This window comes from Pseudomonas sp. 1L-C-7-B-C1 (genome assembly GCF_057291635.1).
In genome coordinates, this window is sequence record NZ_JBXAWH010000019.1 from 53,078 (window position 1) to 70,855 (window position 17,778).

Below are 17,778 nucleotides of genomic sequence, written 5' to 3' on the forward strand. Positions count from 1 at the left end.
AATGCAGCGATCAAAAGTCGAGCGTGGTTTGACTCTCTGCCAGACCGGGCCCCTCCAGGGCCTCGATCAGCCTGGCGCCGTCGTTGCGCACATTGCCCACGTCTCTGCCCACCGCGTGCCAGCGAAAATCACTGACCGGTCGGCAACCTTCCTGAGCGATTTGCGCAAGCCGTGATGCCGGCGTCTGCGGATCGATCCACTCCCGAGCGAGCTCCGGCGTCAGCACCAACGGGCGACGGTCGTGGATATCGAGCATGCCGGCGTCACTCGCAGCCGTAATGATGACGAAGCCGTCGCGTTCGTCCGGTTCAAGCCCGGGCCTGACCTGTCCCAGCGCGGCGAAGTACATAGGCTGTCGGTCTTTCAAATGGATGAACCAAGGCTGTTTGCGCTTTGCATCATTCGGGTCTTTGACCCACTCAAACCAGCCGTTGGCCGGCGCCAGGGCGCGACCGTCCGGCCACAGTTCTTTGAAGAATTTGCCCGTCATCACGGTTTCCACCCGCGCATTGATCGGGTCGGGCCGTTTGCCCTTTGCCCAGAAGGGCGACCAGCCCCAGCGTACTTTGTCGACGCTCAGACCGTCAGCGACCGGCCGGATGATTTCAACGCGGGTGGTCGGCGCCACGTTGTAACGCTCGATGGGCCAGAGATCATAGCCGTTGATGACCAACTGCTCTGGCGCCAGCGTCTTGAGGTAATGGTCCATTGGCTCGTAGATCGAATAGCGTCCGCACATGTGTCACCCGTCGAATTTTCCTGCCTACCAGATTGACCGCGCGCGGCTGAGAACGTTAACTGTATATACGTACAGTTAACAAACACAAGGTCAGTCTCATGAGTGTCACCATCCTTGGCCGGTTGTCGGCAGCGGGCGAACGGTTTCCCCTTTACGCCTTTCAGGTGCCGGCGGGTTTTCCTTCGCCGGCGGCCGATCACATCGAGCGGCACATCTCGCTGGACGAGCTGTTCGACATCCGCGCACCCCACGTCTACCTCGTGAAAATAGAAGGCGACAGCATGCAGGGCGCGGGCATCTATTGCGGCGACCTGGTGATCGTCGACCGCAGCCTTTATGCCGAGCATGGCGACATCGTCATCGCCGCGCTGAATACCGAACCGGTCTGCAAGCGCCTGCACATGCGGGGCAACGAGGTCATCCTCAAATCCGAGAACAGCAAATACCCGCCGCGCTACGTCATGGAAGGCGACGAGTTGCTGATCTGGGGCGTGGTGAAATACAGCGTTCGCGATCACGACAAAGTGATGCATTCGTGAGGGACGAGCTCCCTTATAGAGAGAGCGGGCAAGGCGGCAGGTAAAAACGCTCCATGTGGTGGGAACCCTCCGGGCGTCGGCAGCCACACAGGCGGACGCTTCCATGGATTCCTGCTCATGCGCTTTGATAACCCGTTGCGATCGCTTCAACACTTCGGTGCCTCGGTCTTTCGCCGCCATGACGGCGCGCAGCAGCCTGCCGCCGGACCAAACCCCGGCGTTCCCCTGCAGCCGTTGGGTCCACCGACTCGTCTCGCCCTGGCGGTCAACGCGCAGGGGCGGGTGGAGGTCAGCGACAGGGCGACCATTGGAGGGCTGGACAACGAACAGCGCCTGTTGAGCGAGATCCTCAACAAGCCGGGCCAGTCGTTTGCCCAGCATCCGGGCGGTCAGTTGATCGACGCCCAGGGCTTTGCCGTCAGGGCCGATGCGTCCGCGCATACCGTTCATGCCTATGTTGCTTCCAGGCCTCATCGCGCCGGTGGCACGCCGCCACCGATCCCCTTCGACAAAGGTCATCTGGCTCAGAAAAGTGGCATTTTCGAGGGCGCTGGCAGGGACGTCTGGACCCTTCATGACAAGCAGCTTTTCCGCTTTGGCGGCGACGCCAGCTGGCACGCCGCCGGACTGCCCGATGGCCACGAGGGCAAATTCAAATCATTGAGCCTTGATGGCAACGATGTCCACGCCCTCGATGAAGCAGGTGTTGTCTGGAAGCTGGGCGACAGTCAGCCAGCGCGCGTGATGTTTGCCCATCCGGTCAGTGCGACGGCCGTACAAGACAACGAGTTGCTGGGGGTGTCGACCCACGACGGGGCTGTTCACCTGGAGGAGCCGGAAGGTCGCTCCACGGAACTGACCCTCAACAACGCGCCGTTGGGTGAAAAAAAAGCCGACAAGCCTTCAGCCATCGGCACCGCCGGATCCCATTTGCTGATGGTCGATGGCGGCGGGCGTTTGTACAAAGGTCGGTTGCCGACTGGCGACCCGTGGCCGGACACACTGAATCTACAGCCCCATGCAGCGACGGAGTTGGCGGTCGCGGAATTTGGCAAGCTGACTTTCAGCGGTCTGTTCAATGACCAGGCCGGCAACTTGAACGCGCGGTTCAAGGACGGTCATGGCAAGGAGCACACCGCTCAATGGGACGCGACCAAGGGTGATTTCGTGCCTGGCTGGAACCTCAGTCAGTCCACGGCGGTGGTCAAGCAACGGAATTTGCCGACGCTGGTACCCGACGCCCACGAGATGATCCATCTGGACGGTGGCAGCGTGGCGCACAAAGACGGTCAGCTGCTGGTGAAGGACCCGAGAACCGACGAGTGGAGCAAAGGTTCGGAGTCGAATCTGCAGGACCTGCATCAGGGCAACGATGGCTTCGCCTATGTGGTCGACAAAGAGGGTGCGGTCAAGCGTCTGGCGGTGCAGGCCCAGGCGTTGTCGCGAACGATGGGCAGCGGCCCGGACCTCACCACCGGGCATGGCACCGAGGTGAAAGCGGGCGCGACACTTCGGGGCGCCCATGATGTTGTCGCGGAAAAAATCGCGGTGCTCAACGATGATCGCTACGTCACCCTGAGCGACGGACACCTGCGCGCCCACGACCAGAAAGGCACGCGCCAGGCGCTGCCGCCGTTGCCGGGCTTTGGCGACGACGAAACGCTGGGCATTCCGGATCCCCATGAGGTCGACCAACGTCACATCCAGGACATGACTATCGCGGGCGGCGATCTCTACGTGCTCAAGGCCGGCGCGCTGTTTCGCATGGCGGCGCAGCACTGGCAGGGCGGCAAGCAGGGCTTGGGGGTTCATCACCAGGATCAGTCCGCCTGGGAACTGGTTGAGCCGAATCTGCCAGCGGGTGTCTCGGTGGATAGTATTCGCACTGCCCCCGATGGGGCGTTGCTGCTGAAGCATGGCACCACCGAGCAGCAATTGGGTGCCGATGGAAGCCTGACTGCGCCTGCGCCGCAGGACGCCAGATTGACCCGACAGCATGCCTTGCATCAACGCCTCGCCGACCGTGAAGACGCCTTGGGTCGGTTTACCCGCCACGGCAATCTCAAGGTCAACGCTGCCGTGCTGGGGCGGGCGAACATGGAAACGGTCACGCCCCGGGAAGCGACGCCCGGCCCGTTGAACTACCTGAGGTCGCACCTGCGCGTCGGGTCGGGCCTGCGCAAGCCGTTCGACAAGGCCACTCATGCGTTTAAGGGCCGCAAAGGTCTGGCGGAGGTCTATCAAACCGAATCGGACATGCTGGCGCGACTGGATCAACGCTGGAGAACGAGGCCCACGTCCAGGGTCCCGGCGATGAGCGAGCGATTGGAGCAGATTCGCGGCAACGGTGCTTTCATCAAAAACCCCAAGGCTGACTTGCTCGCCGACGTCATAGAGCGAGCCACCCAGACGGTTGCCGAAGACACCGAGCGGTTGCTGCGTTCGCTGGCCCAGGACCATGGCGTGCTGATGAGCGACGGGCAGGACAACCCGACCTTCACGCCGTCCAAACCGGTTGCCAATGACATGGTTGCCGGGCTGGCGCACTCCCTGGCGGTTTCCGGCGTGACCGGGACACCGCTGAACGGGTTACTTGAACAGTTGACATCCCAGCGCTTTCAGGTCGGCCATCGCAAGCCCGAGGGTGATCGCGACCGTGGCGATGCGCAGGCGCTGGTGAAGGCGCGGCTGGCGCTCAACGCCGATGTGCTCTTTCAGTTGAATCAACAGCTTGACCTGCTCACGGCGGCCGCCCGCGAAGGCAATGCCTCGAACGCGCTGCTCGATGGCGTGGCAAATACCCTTGAGCAGACGTACGCCAAGGAATACGCCAACGCGCCGCTGAAGAAATACACCGACGCCGGGTTTCGCAGCCACACGGAACTCGAGGCCAGCTACGACGCCAGCAAGACGATGCTCAAATACTTCCGCGATGAAAAGCACCCGATGACGCAGAACCTGCGCGCCGGAATGGACGTCCCGCCCGCGCGCATGAGCGAAGAGCTCAGCACGGCGCTGCGTCAGCTCAAACCCCGGGAGAACCTGAAAATCAGTCGCAACTATGCCGGCAACGTCAACGCTGGTGTCAGTGGTCCGGTCACAGGACCTGCGTACCTGGGCGGACGGGTCAACGTCGAGCCGGAGCGTACTTACGGCCTGACCTTCACCCGGTACGAGCGCGGCCTCAAGGTCTCGATGAACCGCGACGGCGCCGTGGCCGGCGGCGGCAACATTGGCTTCGGCGCCGGCTTTGCCGATCACGCCGCGCCGAAACAGGACACCTCCGCCAACCTGATACAGAACGGCAGCTGGTTAGGCGTCAGTGCCGACCTCAAATACAAATACACCGAGAGCAACGCGCTGAGTTTTTTCGTGCGCGACGAGGACATCGAAGGCTTCGTGCGCGACCTGACCAGCACACCATTGCAAAAGAGTGGCGACGCGCAAGGGGCGGTGGCCAGCCGGCTGCATCCCCTGTCTTTCCTGGATGAAAGCTCCGAGCAGGAAGTGCGCACCGGCACCAAGCACAACGCCGATGTGGACCTTAACCTTGGCGCCGAATACCGGCTCAATGCAGGGCAGATAGGCGCGAAGCCGGTCAAGGGCTTCTTGCGTGTCTCGGCGGGTGCCGTGGGCACCGCCAACCTGGCCAGCTACGAGCGGGAGCGGGTGGAAGGGCGCGGGTCGGACGGTTTGCGCACCGACATCCGCAGTGACAACAGGGTGCGTTTTCTGGAGAAAGGCGGCGCGACTGCCTATGCGCGGCTGTTCGATGCAACGTTCAGCTCGCAGCCTAACCACGTGTTTCTGTCGGGCGGGGTACCGACGGGTGTCACTGCCAGCGTCGTGGTGGAGAACAAGACCGGCAAAGCGTTTGATATCCGTTTCAAGGACACCTTGCCGTTGCTGCCGGCGGAGACCAAGGCACTGGCCAGTACACTGGAAAAGGCGTTTCCGCTGATCGATGCGCCCGACCTGTCGGGCAAGGACGCAAAGGCGCAACTGGATGCGCTGGCCTCGACCTACGCCAAAGTAACGATCCCGTTCGCCGAACCGTTGACCAATGCGCAGTACGCGGCACTCAACAGCCTCAGCCAGACCCAGCGCCAGGACAGGGCGGCGGATCAGAACACCCGGCTGATGACGACCATGGATTTCACGACCAAACAGAGCAACGTCAACCGCATCGACCGCGCCAGCAACAGCAAACGTGCCATCGATCCGGTGCGCGCCTGGCTGGGGGGGACGACCAACCCGGGCAACGCCGAGAGAATCGCCGGCCTGATGAGTCAGGACCCGCAACTGGCCGGGTTGCTGAAGGAGCTGCAGGACCGCCGGGGCACGACCCGGGCGGAGATCAAACTGGAAGTGACGGACGACGCCAAGGCCGAGATCGATCAACAGGCCATCGCCGGGACACTCACCGACGCCGGGTTGAAGAGGATTCTGGACAATGAGCAAAACCTGCGCATCAAGAGCATTTCGGTGTTCCGCAATGCGGCCAAGGAAGACTCGTTCACCTTGCCGGGGGTGTGGACCAATTTCCGCAGCGGCAGCAACCTGAGTGTCGAGCGGCTGCGCGGCGAGATCACCTTCGACTACGCCGAGGCCCAGCAGGCACCTGTGGGCTACAAACTGGAAGGGCAGTTGACGGCCGAGCGCGACACGCCGTCATTGAGGGACATGGCGGCCACGGGGGCGGGCAGCTATCGGCCGACGTAACCCCAACGTTCACCCGCTTCGGTCGGCGTTGTCAGCCCGGCCGAAGCGTGAACTTTCCTCGATTCAGCCCCTCGCCACGGAACCGTTCAGGCAGCCGTGTCACACAGCATAAACCTCTCAGGATGACCTCCCATGCCGCCTGCCTTCCGCCCGTACCCGGGCGCTTTGCGTGTCATTCGCCCGATGCGCATTGCTTCACTGACTGTCGCGATGTTGTGTACCGGTTGCCAGTCTTACGGGCCGCCCGAGGCAAGTACCGAACGCACGCCGCGCCTGGTGGCGGGGCTCCATCGCAGTGCAGAACCGGTGGCGTATTCACGGCCGACGCAACCCTACGACGGCAGTGATATCTGGCAGCGGATGGGACAGGATTTCCGCCTGGCCGACGACAACGGCGTCAACGAACGCATCGTGCGCCAGCGTGACTGGCTGCTGGGCAATGCAGGGTTCATCCGCAATGCCAGTCAGCGGGCCAGCCCGTACCTCCACTTCATCGTCGAAACCCTCGATCAGCGCGCGATGCCGGCGGAGCTGGCCTTGCTGCCGATCATCGAAAGCGCCTACAACCCCAAAGCCAATTCGATCCGTAACGCGGCGGGGCTGTGGCAGTTCATGGCTGCCACCGGGCGTGATTTCGACCTGCGTCAGACCGCCTGGTATGACGGTCGGCGGGACGTGGTGGCGTCCAGTAAAGCGGCGATGGATTACCTGACCCGTCTGCACACCCAGTTCGGCGGCGACTGGCTGCTGGCGATGGCGGCTTATAACGCGGGGGAGGGCACAGTGAGCCGGGCCATCGACGCGAATCAGCGCCGAGGTCTGCCTACGGATTACTGGCACCTCAGCTTGCCCAGGGAAACCCAGGATTACGTGCCGCGCCTGCTGGCACTGTCGTTGTTGGTGCGCGAACCCGAGAGCTATGGCGTGAAGCTCAGCCCGGTGGCCAATGCGCCGTATTTCACGGTGCTGGAGCTGGCGCGGCCGGTGGACCTTGAGCGCCTCGCGGTCAGTGCCGGCATCGATCGCTCGGTGCTGTTGAACCTCAATCCGGCGTTTCTGCGCAAAAAAACCGCCGATGGACCCTCCCGCGTGCTGGTGCCCCGTGACCAGTTAGAACAGCTTTCGGCCACCCTCGGCAAAATGACCGACGATGTCATGCCCGGTAACGAGGCACTGGCGGTCAGCACTGCTGCCGTCCCAGCGGGTGCAGTTCGTCCCTGACACAACGCGTCCGCCAGGCGATTGTCCGCCTGGGGCCTGTTTTTGGCAGCAATGAGCCCGTCGTGTGTCGGCCCGGACACATGCTTGGTCGCCTGCTTTTCAGCCTTCCTCCGCCCTCGGGTCAGTCGGTTGGCACTTATTCACGCAATCAATTAACCCGAATCTCACCGAACTTTCGGGCGATGTGTAAAAGCGCTGATACATCGTGGCCGGTTGCCGCTGAAGACACAATTAGAAACATCCGTGGCAGTGGGCGGATAAAGGCTGTGGGTTAATTGGCGTTACCTGCGGAGCGACCATCCGGGGCAGTGCGTAGTTGGATCCTATTATCCACTCAGTGTCGACGCGCAAACCTTTGCTTTGGTTTTAATAGTCCAGATGAACGACGGCTTGTTGTCCGACCCGCTAGATTCAAGGGTTCTAGGCCTATACGCGGGAGTACAGTAAATGGCGTTCGGAAAACCGAGTTGAAGCAGTCGGATTTCCGAACACAGTTAAACTAGCAGTGTTATTAACTAATCAATAAGGTTTAAATGAGTTGGTCACTTCGATGGTTGGCAAAGTGTTACATAAGTTCAGTGAGGTGACGCGATATGAGTTGGGCGAGTTAGCGAGGTTTAGTAAGTGGTCGCTGGGTAATATAGTTACAAAGGCGAGTTAAAGCGCGGCCCTCCGATAAGTATGAGTTTACGCTAGCTTAATTAATAAGTTTGACGGTTGGCGGTGACGTGAAGGAAGGGGCAACCTCGCCAATCAGTACGGAGTGCACCATGGCAGAGCATAACCCGCTGATTGTTAAGCTATTGTGATGCACGCGCGAGGCAGTTCGGGCCCTCGGTACTCCCGCGTAAGTCATCGCCCAGTCGGGGGCAAGGGATAATTTGAAATAGCCGTTTGAATGTTTTGCGGATAATTAGTTGGTGTCCTTCAATAAAGTCAAAGTGCCATCACCGGGGTGTATCTCGCGACGCCGGGGAACTAAAATTAATTATTGCTGCCTTTGGAATGCGTGGTATTAATAAATCGCTTGCCCCACTACAAGAGGTATCGATGAGAGAAGAAATCGATGTAAGCGACTGTCCGCGTCAGCCTGAAACTGTAGCGCTGGATATCCAGCAGATAGCATTGAATACCGCAAACCTGAGTATGGATTTGCTGCTGTGCGGGGAGACGGGAACAGGCAAAGACACGCTGGCCAAACGTATTCATGACTTGTCCGGTCGGACAGGTTCTTTCATCGGCATGAACTGCGCCGCGATTCCGGAATCCCTGGCGGAGAGTCAGTTGTTCGGGGTGGTGAACGGCGCGTACACCGGCGTCAGTCGGTCCCGGGAGGGGTACATCGAGGCGGCCTGCGGCGGCACGCTGTACCTCGACGAGATCGACAGCATGCCGCTGAGTCTGCAGGCCAAGCTGCTGCGGATTCTGGAAACCCGGGGCATCGAGCGACTGGGCTCGACTGACTTCATTCCGGTGGACCTTCGGGTTATCGCCTCGGCGCAGCGGCCTCTGGATGAACTCGTGGAACAAGGGCTTTTTCGCCGCGACCTGTTTTTTCGGCTCAACGTGCTGACCATTCAAATGCCAGCCTTGCGCAAGCGTCGCGAACAGATCCTGCCATTGTTCGACCAGTTCACCCAGGAAGTCGCCGCCGATTTCGGTTGCCCGGTACCCGATCTGGATAATCGTCTGGTGCAGCTGCTCCTCAGCCATTCATGGCCGGGAAACATTCGCGAATTGAAGTCCGCGGCCAAGCGTTTCGTGCTGGGTTTCCCGCTGCTGGGCGGCGATGCCCCTCCGGACCGCGATCAGGAAACGGGATTGAAGACCCAGCTGCGGGTCATCGAAAGGATGCTCATCGAAGACGCACTCAAGCGTCACAAGCACAGCCTGGAAGCGGTGGTGCAGGAGCTCGACATTCCCCGGCGCACCTTGTATCACCGGATGAAAGAGCTGGGCATGAACGATGCGGAAGAAGCGGCGATTTCGTAGGACCGGCTTCAGCCGGGAAAAGGCCAGTGTGTTCAGTATCAATCGTGTGGTGTAGCGCCTGACGCCTTCCCGGCTAAAGCCGGTCCCACGAGAGCAGTCCTGCCCAGCGTCTCACACATACCTGCCGCACCAAACGCGCTGTTTCGCAATGGACGCCTCGCAGCCAATGTCGCGCAACCCTGAAATGCCAGAGGTCGTGGATGAGTGTGTACGAGTTATTCGATGAGCAACTGGAGGACGACCATCAGGTGCCGAACCTGCGCGTGGTCGCCCGCAGTCTTGGTCAGTTGGGGATCGACCTGTTGTTGTCAGGCGAAACCGGTACCGGCAAGGACACGGTCGCCAGCCGGATTCATGCGCTGTCCGGTCGCAAGGGCCGGCTGGTCGCGATGAACTGCGCGGCCATCCCGGAATCCCTGGCCGAGAGCGAATTGTTCGGCGTGGTCAGCGGCGCCTACACCGGCGCTGACCGGGCGCGGGTCGGCTACATCGAGGCCGCGCAGGGCGGCACCTTGTACCTCGACGAGATCGACAGCATGCCCCTGAGCCTGCAAGCCAAACTCCTGCGGGTGCTGGAAACGCGCTCCGTCGAACGGCTTGGCTCGACGACGCCCATTGCACTGGATGTCTGCGTCATCGCCTCGGCCCAGCGCTCCCTCGACGAAATGGTCGAACAAGGGCGTTTTCGCCGGGATCTGTATTTCCGCCTGAACGTATTGACCGTGACCCTGGCGCCGCTGCGCGAGCAGCGGGCCCGCATCCTTCCGCTGTTCGCCCGTTTCGCTGAGGCGGCGGCGCAGGAGTCGGGTATTCCGGTGCCCGAGACCACGGGCGTGCTGCGCCACGTCCTGCTCAACCATGACTGGCCGGGCAACATCCGCGAACTAAAGTCAGCGGCCAAGCGTCACGTCATGGGCTTTCCACTGCTGGGCGGGGAGTCCGGCGAGGAGGGCGAATCATCGGGGCTCAAATCGCAGCTGCGGGTGATCGAAAAAGCGCTGATCCAGGCCGCGCTCAAGCGTCACAACAACAGCGTCGAGGCCGTGAGCCAGGAGCTCGACATTCCCCGTCGCACGCTCTACCACCGCATGAAAGAACTCGACGTCTGACCTTCGCTCACCGCGCGGCTTCTGGCGACACAGGCTCGTCGACACGTCCCTGTCCGCAGCTTGCGTGAACATCCCGAATTTTATTGAGCCCCATGCGGAACCGATCCCGAGGTCCGGGCCACCCATTGGCACCAAGCACTTTCGCTGGTGATGACTCAGGAGTGTTCGACATGAATCCAATCTCAATGGTCGGTGGCTTCGCCAACAGCGCGATCAACGCGGGCGGGCAAATGACTCAGCAGGCAGCCAGCGCTGTGACCAACGTCAAGCAGGAAAACCAGATCACCGAGTCCGCCGCCCCTTCCAAGGCCGAAGCTGCACAAAACGCCGCTACCGAGAAGGCCGATGCAAGCCAGGCGCGTCTGATTGCCATGCAGACCGAAGCCGACATTCGCAAGCAGACCAACGACGTCCTCAGCGCCATCCGTTCCGGCAAGGAAGACAGCGCCAACAAAGCGATCAGTGCCGAGGCGCAGAACGCCAAGGGCATCAGTTACTGATCGGTCCGAGCGCCCCCTGAAAAAGGGGGCATCCACTTGAGGATGGAGGTCTCATGCTAAGTCTCAATGCCAATACCAATCCGCTGCAAAACTTGCACATCGGTACCGTGGTTTCCCAACCCGCGCTGGGCGGCGACAAGACCCCGCAGTCGTTGAAGGACGTCATCGATCAGCTCGCTCAGGCGCTGACCAAAGGCGGGCACCTGGACAAGGAGTCGCCGCTGGGCCAGATGGTCGGCAAGCAGATGGAGAAGAACAACCCGTTGGCGTCGCTGATCGGCGGCAATCCGGACATGATCAAGGCCGCACTGGGCGACCTGATCAAAGACAAGCTAGGCGACAACTTTGGTGCCGCAGCCGATGCAGGCCAGGCGGGTGCCGGCGCGCCGGACCTGATGTCGCAGACCCTCAATGGTCTGGCCAAGGCGTCACTGGATGACCTGCTGACCAAGCAGGGCGAGGGCACGACCTTCTCCAAGGGCGACATGCCGCTGCTGGAAAAAATCGCCGAATTCATGGACCAGCGTACGGCCCAGGATCCGCAGAAATTTCCCGCGCCGGACTCTGGCTCCTGGAAAAACGAGCTCAAGGAAGACGCCTTCCTCGACGGCAAGGAAACCGCTGCATTCCGCTCGGCACTGGACTCGCTGGGCACTCAGCTCGGTCAGCAACAGAACGGCGTGGGCGATGCAGGCGGTGGCGCGGGGCTTAACAATCCAGTAAGCAGCCTGTCCCCGACCGATCCATCGGGCGGCGCTGCGCAGACCCCGAACAGCGCGACTCAGGACCTCGGCCAACTGCTGGGTGACCTGCTGCAGAAGGGCGTCAACGCCAGCGTCGGCGGCGGCCTCGGTACGCCGATGAACGATGCGTCACAGTCCGGCGGTGCCACCAATAGCGTGACCCAGGACCTGGGGCAACTGCTCAGCGGCCTGATCAAAAAAGGGCTGGAAGCTGAACAGAACGGTGCCGGCGTCAACGGCGCAGGCGGGCAATCCAATCCGTTCGCTCAGCACGATCAGCAAAACATGCTGGTCCAGGCCGCTTCCGCCCTCGTCTCGGCACTGGTGGGCGGCGGTAACACCAGCAACAGCCTGTCCTGAACCCAGCCGCGACCCTCGACACCGTCTGCCGGAGAACACCCGTGACCCTTTCCAATGTCAACCAACTCAAATCGCCGTCCACCGATCTTGAGCCGCGCCTGGATCAGGGATTGGTCAGCGGGCCTTCGCAGGCGGACGTCGATCTGTTCAATGCCGCCATGCGTCCCGAGCTGTCGATGCAGCAGAGTCATTTGTCCGAACAGATCGCCAGCGCACTGTCGGAACGGCTTGGCGCCACCGACAAGCTTTCGCAGCAAGCCGCACGCAAGATGAAACGGGCGTCCACCACCGACGACCCGCTGGAAATTTCCCAGATGAGCCGGTCGCTGTCGCAGTATTCGCTGCAGATGGCGCTGACCACCAAAGTCGTCAGCAAGAGCGCTCAGGCCCTCGATAAACTGACCAATCTGCAGTAGAGGCATGCCGTGAACTACCTGACTGCGGGACTGATCTGCCTGATGCTGCTGCTCAGCGGGTGCAGCGATGACACGGACCTGTTTACCGGGCTGTCCGAGCAGGATTCCAACGACGTGATCGCCAGCCTCGCCGACCAGCACATCGATGCGCGCAAGCGCAGCGAGAAGACTGGCGTGGTCATCAGCGTGCCGACCGCCGAGATCAATCGTGCCGTGCGGATCCTCGATGCCGCCGGCCTGCCGCGTCGTTCGCGCACCAGCCTGGGCGAAATCTTCAAGAAGGAAGGGGTAATTTCCACCCCGCTGGAAGAGCGCGCGCGGTACATCTATGCGTTGTCCCAAGAGCTGGAAGCGACGCTGTCGCAGATCGACGGCGTGATCGTCGCCCGCGTTCACGTGGTATTGCCCGAGCGCATCGCGCCGGGCGAGCCGGTGCAGCCTGCGTCGGCGGCGGTGTTCATCAAACACACCTCGGCCCTGGATCCCGACAGCGTGCGCGGGCGTATCCAGCAGATGGTCGCCAGCAGCATCCCCGGGATGTCCGGCGAGCCCCTGGATTCGAAAAAATTCGCCATCGTGTTCGTGCCGGCGGCAGAGTTTCAGGACACCGAACGGCTGGTGAATTTCGGGCCGTTTCTGATCGACAGCGCCAACCTCGACTTCTGGAATCGCATGCTATGGCTGGCGCCGTTTGCCGCGTTGTTGCTGGTTGCCTTGATCGTGCTGATCCTGCGCGGTGACTGGCGCAATGCGCTGTTGCAACGCATCGGCCTGCGCCGCAGTGCACGGACGAGCATGCCGGTGCGGGCGTAATGTTTGGCGCCGAGGAGCACTGGATTCGCTGGTGGTGCGCGCCGTGGGAATGGGCCCATGCCGACTGGCTCAATGTGTTTGCCGACCATTGCGGCGTGACCCGCGAAGATTGCGCCGAGCTGCTCGGCACCCGCCACGAGGTCTTTCTGCACAGCGTTGGCGTGGTCCCGAGCCAACCGCCACCGCCCGTTGATTCGCTGATGCAGTGGCTGCAACTGGATGAAGCGCAGCGGCACCGGGCGCTGTCACTGGCGGGCCGAATCTGTTTCGGCCAGGGCGGGGAGACGAGCGCTGACGCCGCCGGGCAGGTGCATGAGCCCTGGTGTCGGGCGGTGGCCAAGGCGTTGCGGCCCGGGTTGTGGCTGGACGCTTCGGTGAGCGATGCGCGGGTGTTGCTTGCGGCATGGGCGGGCGAGCCGTGCTGGTCGAGGCTGCGCCTGTCCTGGGCGCCGGATGCCCTGCCGCCCCCCGGCGCAGAACTGCCCGAGAACAAGCTGCAAACCCTGTGGCACTCGGTGTTGTGGCGGGTGACGACGCCTTGATGATTGCCGTTACCTCATTGTTTTTCAGGAGCTGAACATGCTCGCCAAGCGTCGTCTCGTGTTGTCTTCTTCCGCCGTGCTGGTCACTGACATCCTGCGTCGCGAAGACTTGGCCGGTACCGTGCTCGCTGCTGAAGTGCTGGACAATGCCCGCGCAGAAGCCGAGCAGATGCTGGCGGCCGCCCACGCCCAGGCCCAGCACGAAAAGAACCAGGCGCTGGCGCAATTCTGGGACAGCGCCAACGGTTTTCTGCAGCAACTGGAGCAGCAGCGACTGGCCTTTGCCGAGGAGTCGATGGAGGCGGTGGAAGCCTTGCTCAACGAAGCCCTCGCCGAGTTGCTCGATCAGACCACACTCGCTGAACGCACTCGCGCGCTGATGAGGAATCTCGCCGCCGGCCAGACCGTCGAAACCAGGGCCGTGCTCAGCGCTCATCCAGACATGCTCGACAGCCTCGGTGAGTGGCTGTCGGCCAGTCGCTTCGCCGATCACTGGCAGCTAAAAGGTGACCCGGTGCTGGCGCCGCAGACCTTGCGCCTGAGCGACGCCAACGGTGCGTTCGACATCGACTGGGGCAGCCTGCGCCGTGGTCTTGTGGGATCGTCGACGCCTTCATGAGTTTTTCTTGACCCGGTTGTGACGGTTCATGGAACCGGAGCGGCCGCAGGTTCCACTCAGGGGTTGAATCCCTCAGTTGGAGCACCGGCATGATCAGTTTCAAATCCCTGCAAAACCACCTCGATCACTCCTATTCCCGCGCCCAGGACGATATGCAGGACGCCGCCGAAGCCGCCTCGGAAAGCGGCACCATGGAAGACTTCCAGGCGTTCAGCGATGCCTCGCAGCAGACCAACGTCGCCAACATGATTCTCAATGAAGGGCTGCGCGCCAAACACGGCATCACCAAAGCGATCATCGATGGAATTCAGTGAATTCAGCGCGATCCTCGCTCAGTGGTGCGAGCGACGTCCGCTCGCGCCGCTGGACTGCTGGATCGATGACGCCAATGCGCGACTGGCGGTGTCGGGCAACGGCATTCGCCTGAGCCTCGATGTGCTCGATCCCTATGACGGCAGCGACCCGCAGCGCCTTGACGCGGTGCTCACCCAGGGCGGCGCCGGCGTGGCCTGTGCCTGTGAAGGCGGCCTGGCCATCGACCCCGACACCCGCTGCGTGGTGTTGGTGAGCTGGATTCCCGACCCCTGCAATCCCACGCAACTGCTCGAACGTCTGGAGCGCCTGGCCAATCAGCGCGCCGCGATGCTCAGCCTCATGCAAACCTCGATTCGCAGCGCGACCGCCTCGCCGTCCCGCTCGACCCTCAAAACCTGGCAACCGGGAGTGTGAAATGCGCAAGGCCTTAATGTGGTTGCCTTTGCTGATGATCGGCATCGCTGCGCCGGCGCTGGCCGCGGTGCCTGACGCCTGGAAACACACCGCCTACGCCTACGACGCGCGGCAGACCGACCTGGCGACTGCGCTGGCAGACTTCGCCAAAGAGTTCGGCATCGGCCTGGACATGCCGGCGATGCCGGGCACCCTGGATGGGCGCATTCGTGCGCAGAACCCCCAGGAATTCCTCGACCGGCTGGGTCAGGAGCATCACTTCCAGTGGTTCGTCTACAACGAAACCCTGTACATCAGCCCCACCAGCGAGCAGACCTCGGCGCGCATCGAAGTGTCGCCGGAAGCGGTCGATGACCTGCAGCAGGCGCTGTCCGATGTCGGTCTGCTGGACAAACGCTTCGGCTGGGGCGCCTTGCCCGACGAAGGCGTGGTGCTGGTGCGCGGCCCGGCCAAGTACGTCGACTTCGTGCGCAGTTACAGCAAGAAGGTCGAGGCCCCGGAAAAAGCCGAGAAGCAGGACATCGTGGTCCTGCCGCTGAAGTATGCCAACGCCGCCGACCGCACCATTCGTTATCGCGATCAACAGCTCACCGTTGCCGGCGTGGCCAGCATTCTTCAAGAGCTGCTGGAAAGCCGTTCCCGAGGCGAATCCATTAACGGCGTCAACCTGCTGCAAGGGCAGGGCGGCGCCGGCCGTTCGCTCAATGGCGGCACCACTTCCTCCGGCCTGAATTACGGCGGCATGGACGGGCAGGGCTTTGACACCGGCGCCATCGAACAGGGGCTGGATCGGGTGCTGGGCTCCAAAGGCAAACGCGGCGGGTCCTCCAATGAAGAGAAGGGCCGCTCGAAGATCCGCGTCAGCGCCGACGTGCGCAACAACTCGGTGCTGATCTATGACCTGCCCAAGCGCCGGGCGATGTACGAGAAGCTGGTCAAGGAACTGGATACGCCGCGTAACCTGATCGAGATCGATGCGGTGATTCTCGACATCGATCGCAACGAGCTGGCGCAGCTGTCCAGTCGCTGGAATTTCAAAGGCGGCAGCGTAAGCGGCGGCGCCAACTTGTTCGATCAAGGCACCAGCACCACGCTGTTCATTCAGGACGCCGGCAAGTTCTCCGCCGACCTGCATGCCCTCGAAGGCAACGGCGCAGCGTCGGTGATCGGCAACCCATCCATTCTGACCCTGGAAAACCAGCCGGCGGTGATCGACTTCAGCCGCACCGAATACCTCACCGCCACCTCCGAACGCGTCGCGGACATTCAGGCGATCACGGCGGGCACCAGCTTGCAGGTGATTCCGCGGTCCCTGGACCAGAACGGCAAATCCCAGGTGCAACTGATCGTCGACATCGAAGACGGCCAGATCGACACCTCGCAAATCAACGAAGACCAGCCGGCGGTGCGCAAGGGCAACGTCAGCACCCAGGCGGTGATCGCCGAGCATGGCTCGCTGGTCATTGGCGGTTTTCATGGGCTGGAAACCACCGACAAGGTCAACAAAATCCCGCTTCTGGGCGACATCCCGGTGATCGGCAAGTTGCTGTTCCAATCCCGCACTCGTGAGCTGAACCAGCGTGAGCGCCTGTTCATCCTGACGCCGCGGCTGATCGGCGATCAGATCAATCCGGCGCGCTACGTGCAGAACGGCAACCCCCACGACGTCGATGACCAGATGAAGCGCATCAAGGAACGCCGCGACGGTGGTGAACAACCCACCCGCAGTGACGTGCAGAACGCCTTCACCCAGTTGCTCGACGGCGTGACCCCGGTGGGCTTCAACAGTGGCGAGACCTTGCCGTTCGAAGCCGACAGCCTGTGTGATCCGGGTGTCGGGCTGAGCATGGATCGCCAGCGTTCCCAGTGGTTTACCCGCAAGGATTGGGGCATCGCGGTGGTCGTGGCACGCAACACCACCAGCAAACCGGTGCGCATCGACGAAAGCCGCTGCGGCGGTCGCTGGGTGATGGGTGTCAGCGCCTGGCCCCATGCGTGGCTGCAGCCGGGGGCGGAGAGCGAAATCTACATCGCCTTGCGCCAGCCGCAGGTGTCGAGCAAGGCCAAACAGAACCGACCTTCGCTGCTCAAGGGGGCTACACGATGAACCTGCGCGGTTTGCTTTTGCTGTTTCTGGTCACCGCCACGTTGGCGGGGTGCGCCACCCATGGGTGCTCGGGTTATTCGTGCAAGCGGCCGGATTCCAATGACCGGGAGCTGGTGATCTGGTGGCCGCCGGACATGCGTCAGGGGATTGATGAGCGTGACCATGAGCAGGATTTTACTGTGGTGCCATTGAAGGACTGAGCATGATTCGGGTATCGGAAAAAGCAGCGTTTTACGCCCACGTCGCCGCCGAGCGTGCGGCGATCTGGCCGGTGGCGACGGGCGTGGCGTTTGTCAGTCGACGTGAGCATCGGGACTGGGGCATCGCGCTGCATATCGAGGGCCGGGCCTTGCGCCCGGAGCAGTTGCGCGATGCGTTGGAGCGGCGGTTTTCGCAGGCGGAGTTGTTCAATGACTTCTTTTTGTTTTTGGATGTGCAGCGGGATTTTGTGGTGTGGCATGCGGTGCCTGGGGCGCAGGAGTCGCCGGTGAGTCTGGACAGTATTCGCCGGCAGGAGCTGGAGCTGGCGGGGTTGGGGCATCTCAGTGATGTTTTGCAGTAACTCAAGATCAAGATCAAGGGCGTCTGCCTGGGGGCAGACTGTTTCGCCTTCGGCGAGTTACTTGG

General features: G+C 62.0%; 16 protein-coding genes and 1 pseudogene. 16 read left to right on the forward strand and 1 reads right to left on the reverse strand.

Annotated elements, in window-relative coordinates; translation table 11 throughout:
• Positions 1–10: 10 nt before the first annotated feature.
• Positions 11–739, reverse strand: a complete 729-nt coding sequence (locus tag AC0Z8Z_RS24305) for an SOS response-associated peptidase family protein (protein WP_485620808.1) — start codon at positions 737–739, stop codon at positions 11–13.
• Positions 740–837: 98 nt separating this feature from the next.
• Between AC0Z8Z_RS24305 and AC0Z8Z_RS24310 the strand changes: the two genes are divergently transcribed.
• The 16 genes and pseudogenes from AC0Z8Z_RS24310 (at position 838) to AC0Z8Z_RS24385 (ending at position 17,713) form a co-directional block, all read left to right on the forward strand.
• Entirely contained in the window at positions 838–1,278 is a 441-nt protein-coding gene (locus AC0Z8Z_RS24310; protein ID WP_122625290.1) for a LexA family protein, read from the forward strand.
• 117 nt (positions 1,279–1,395) lie between these two features.
• Entirely contained in the window at positions 1,396–6,000 is a 4,605-nt protein-coding gene (locus AC0Z8Z_RS24315; RefSeq protein ID WP_485620809.1) for an AvrE-family type 3 secretion system effector, read from the forward strand.
• Between the two features lie 132 nt (positions 6,001–6,132).
• Positions 6,133–7,105 (forward strand): annotated as a pseudogene (locus AC0Z8Z_RS24320) (transglycosylase SLT domain-containing protein); the annotation flags it as partial.
• A 1,166-nt stretch (positions 7,106–8,271) separates the two neighbouring features.
• Positions 8,272–9,213 (forward strand): sigma 54-interacting transcriptional regulator, encoded by a 942-nt coding sequence (locus tag AC0Z8Z_RS24325; protein WP_485620810.1) that lies wholly within the window; start codon positions 8,272–8,274, stop codon positions 9,211–9,213.
• Between the two features lie 200 nt (positions 9,214–9,413).
• A complete protein-coding gene (locus AC0Z8Z_RS24330; RefSeq protein WP_122536368.1) occupies positions 9,414–10,322 on the forward strand; it encodes a sigma 54-interacting transcriptional regulator in 909 nt (302 codons plus the stop codon).
• A 170-nt stretch (positions 10,323–10,492) separates the two neighbouring features.
• Complete coding sequence (locus tag AC0Z8Z_RS24335; protein WP_163022184.1) at positions 10,493–10,822, forward strand: type III secretion system major pilin HrpA; 330 nt, start codon at positions 10,493–10,495, stop codon at positions 10,820–10,822.
• A 53-nt stretch (positions 10,823–10,875) separates the two neighbouring features.
• Positions 10,876–11,925 (forward strand): type III secretion system effector HrpZ, encoded by a 1,050-nt coding sequence (locus AC0Z8Z_RS24340; RefSeq protein ID WP_485620811.1) that lies wholly within the window; start codon positions 10,876–10,878, stop codon positions 11,923–11,925.
• A 41-nt stretch (positions 11,926–11,966) separates the two neighbouring features.
• Positions 11,967–12,341: a type III secretion system inner rod subunit SctI gene (gene sctI / locus AC0Z8Z_RS24345; RefSeq protein WP_065989211.1), complete on the forward strand. Its 375-nt coding sequence runs from the start codon at positions 11,967–11,969 to the stop codon at positions 12,339–12,341.
• Between the two features lie 9 nt (positions 12,342–12,350).
• The gene (sctJ, locus tag AC0Z8Z_RS24350) at positions 12,351–13,154 is read left to right on the forward strand and encodes a type III secretion system inner membrane ring lipoprotein SctJ (protein WP_485620812.1); all 804 of its coding nucleotides are present in this window, start codon (positions 12,351–12,353) and stop codon (positions 13,152–13,154) included.
• Complete coding sequence (locus AC0Z8Z_RS24355; RefSeq protein WP_485620813.1) at positions 13,154–13,696, forward strand: type III secretion protein; 543 nt, start codon at positions 13,154–13,156, stop codon at positions 13,694–13,696. Before sctJ ends, AC0Z8Z_RS24355 begins: the two co-directional genes overlap by 1 nt.
• Positions 13,697–13,733: 37 nt before the next feature.
• Positions 13,734–14,315 carry a type III secretion system stator protein SctL gene (sctL, locus tag AC0Z8Z_RS24360; protein WP_485620814.1) on the forward strand — a complete coding sequence of 194 codons (582 nt, stop codon included), beginning with the start codon at positions 13,734–13,736 and terminating at the stop codon, positions 14,313–14,315.
• An 89-nt stretch (positions 14,316–14,404) separates the two neighbouring features.
• Positions 14,405–14,629, forward strand: a complete 225-nt coding sequence (locus tag AC0Z8Z_RS24365) for a type III secretion protein (protein ID WP_485620815.1) — start codon at positions 14,405–14,407, stop codon at positions 14,627–14,629.
• Positions 14,616–15,044 (forward strand): type III secretion protein, encoded by a 429-nt coding sequence (locus AC0Z8Z_RS24370; RefSeq protein ID WP_485620816.1) that lies wholly within the window; start codon positions 14,616–14,618, stop codon positions 15,042–15,044. Before AC0Z8Z_RS24365 ends, AC0Z8Z_RS24370 begins: the two co-directional genes overlap by 14 nt.
• 1 nt (position 15,045) lies before the next feature.
• Positions 15,046–17,151, forward strand: a complete 2,106-nt coding sequence (sctC, locus tag AC0Z8Z_RS24375) for a type III secretion system outer membrane ring subunit SctC (protein WP_485620817.1) — start codon at positions 15,046–15,048, stop codon at positions 17,149–17,151.
• Positions 17,148–17,351 carry an HrpT family type III secretion system protein gene (hrpT, locus tag AC0Z8Z_RS24380; protein WP_074891941.1) on the forward strand — a complete coding sequence of 68 codons (204 nt, stop codon included), beginning with the start codon at positions 17,148–17,150 and terminating at the stop codon, positions 17,349–17,351. Before sctC ends, hrpT begins: the two co-directional genes overlap by 4 nt.
• 2 nt (positions 17,352–17,353) lie before the next feature.
• Positions 17,354–17,713 carry a type III secretion protein HrpV gene (locus tag AC0Z8Z_RS24385; RefSeq protein WP_122536377.1) on the forward strand — a complete coding sequence of 120 codons (360 nt, stop codon included), beginning with the start codon at positions 17,354–17,356 and terminating at the stop codon, positions 17,711–17,713.
• The last annotated feature ends 65 nt before the right edge of the window (positions 17,714–17,778 follow it).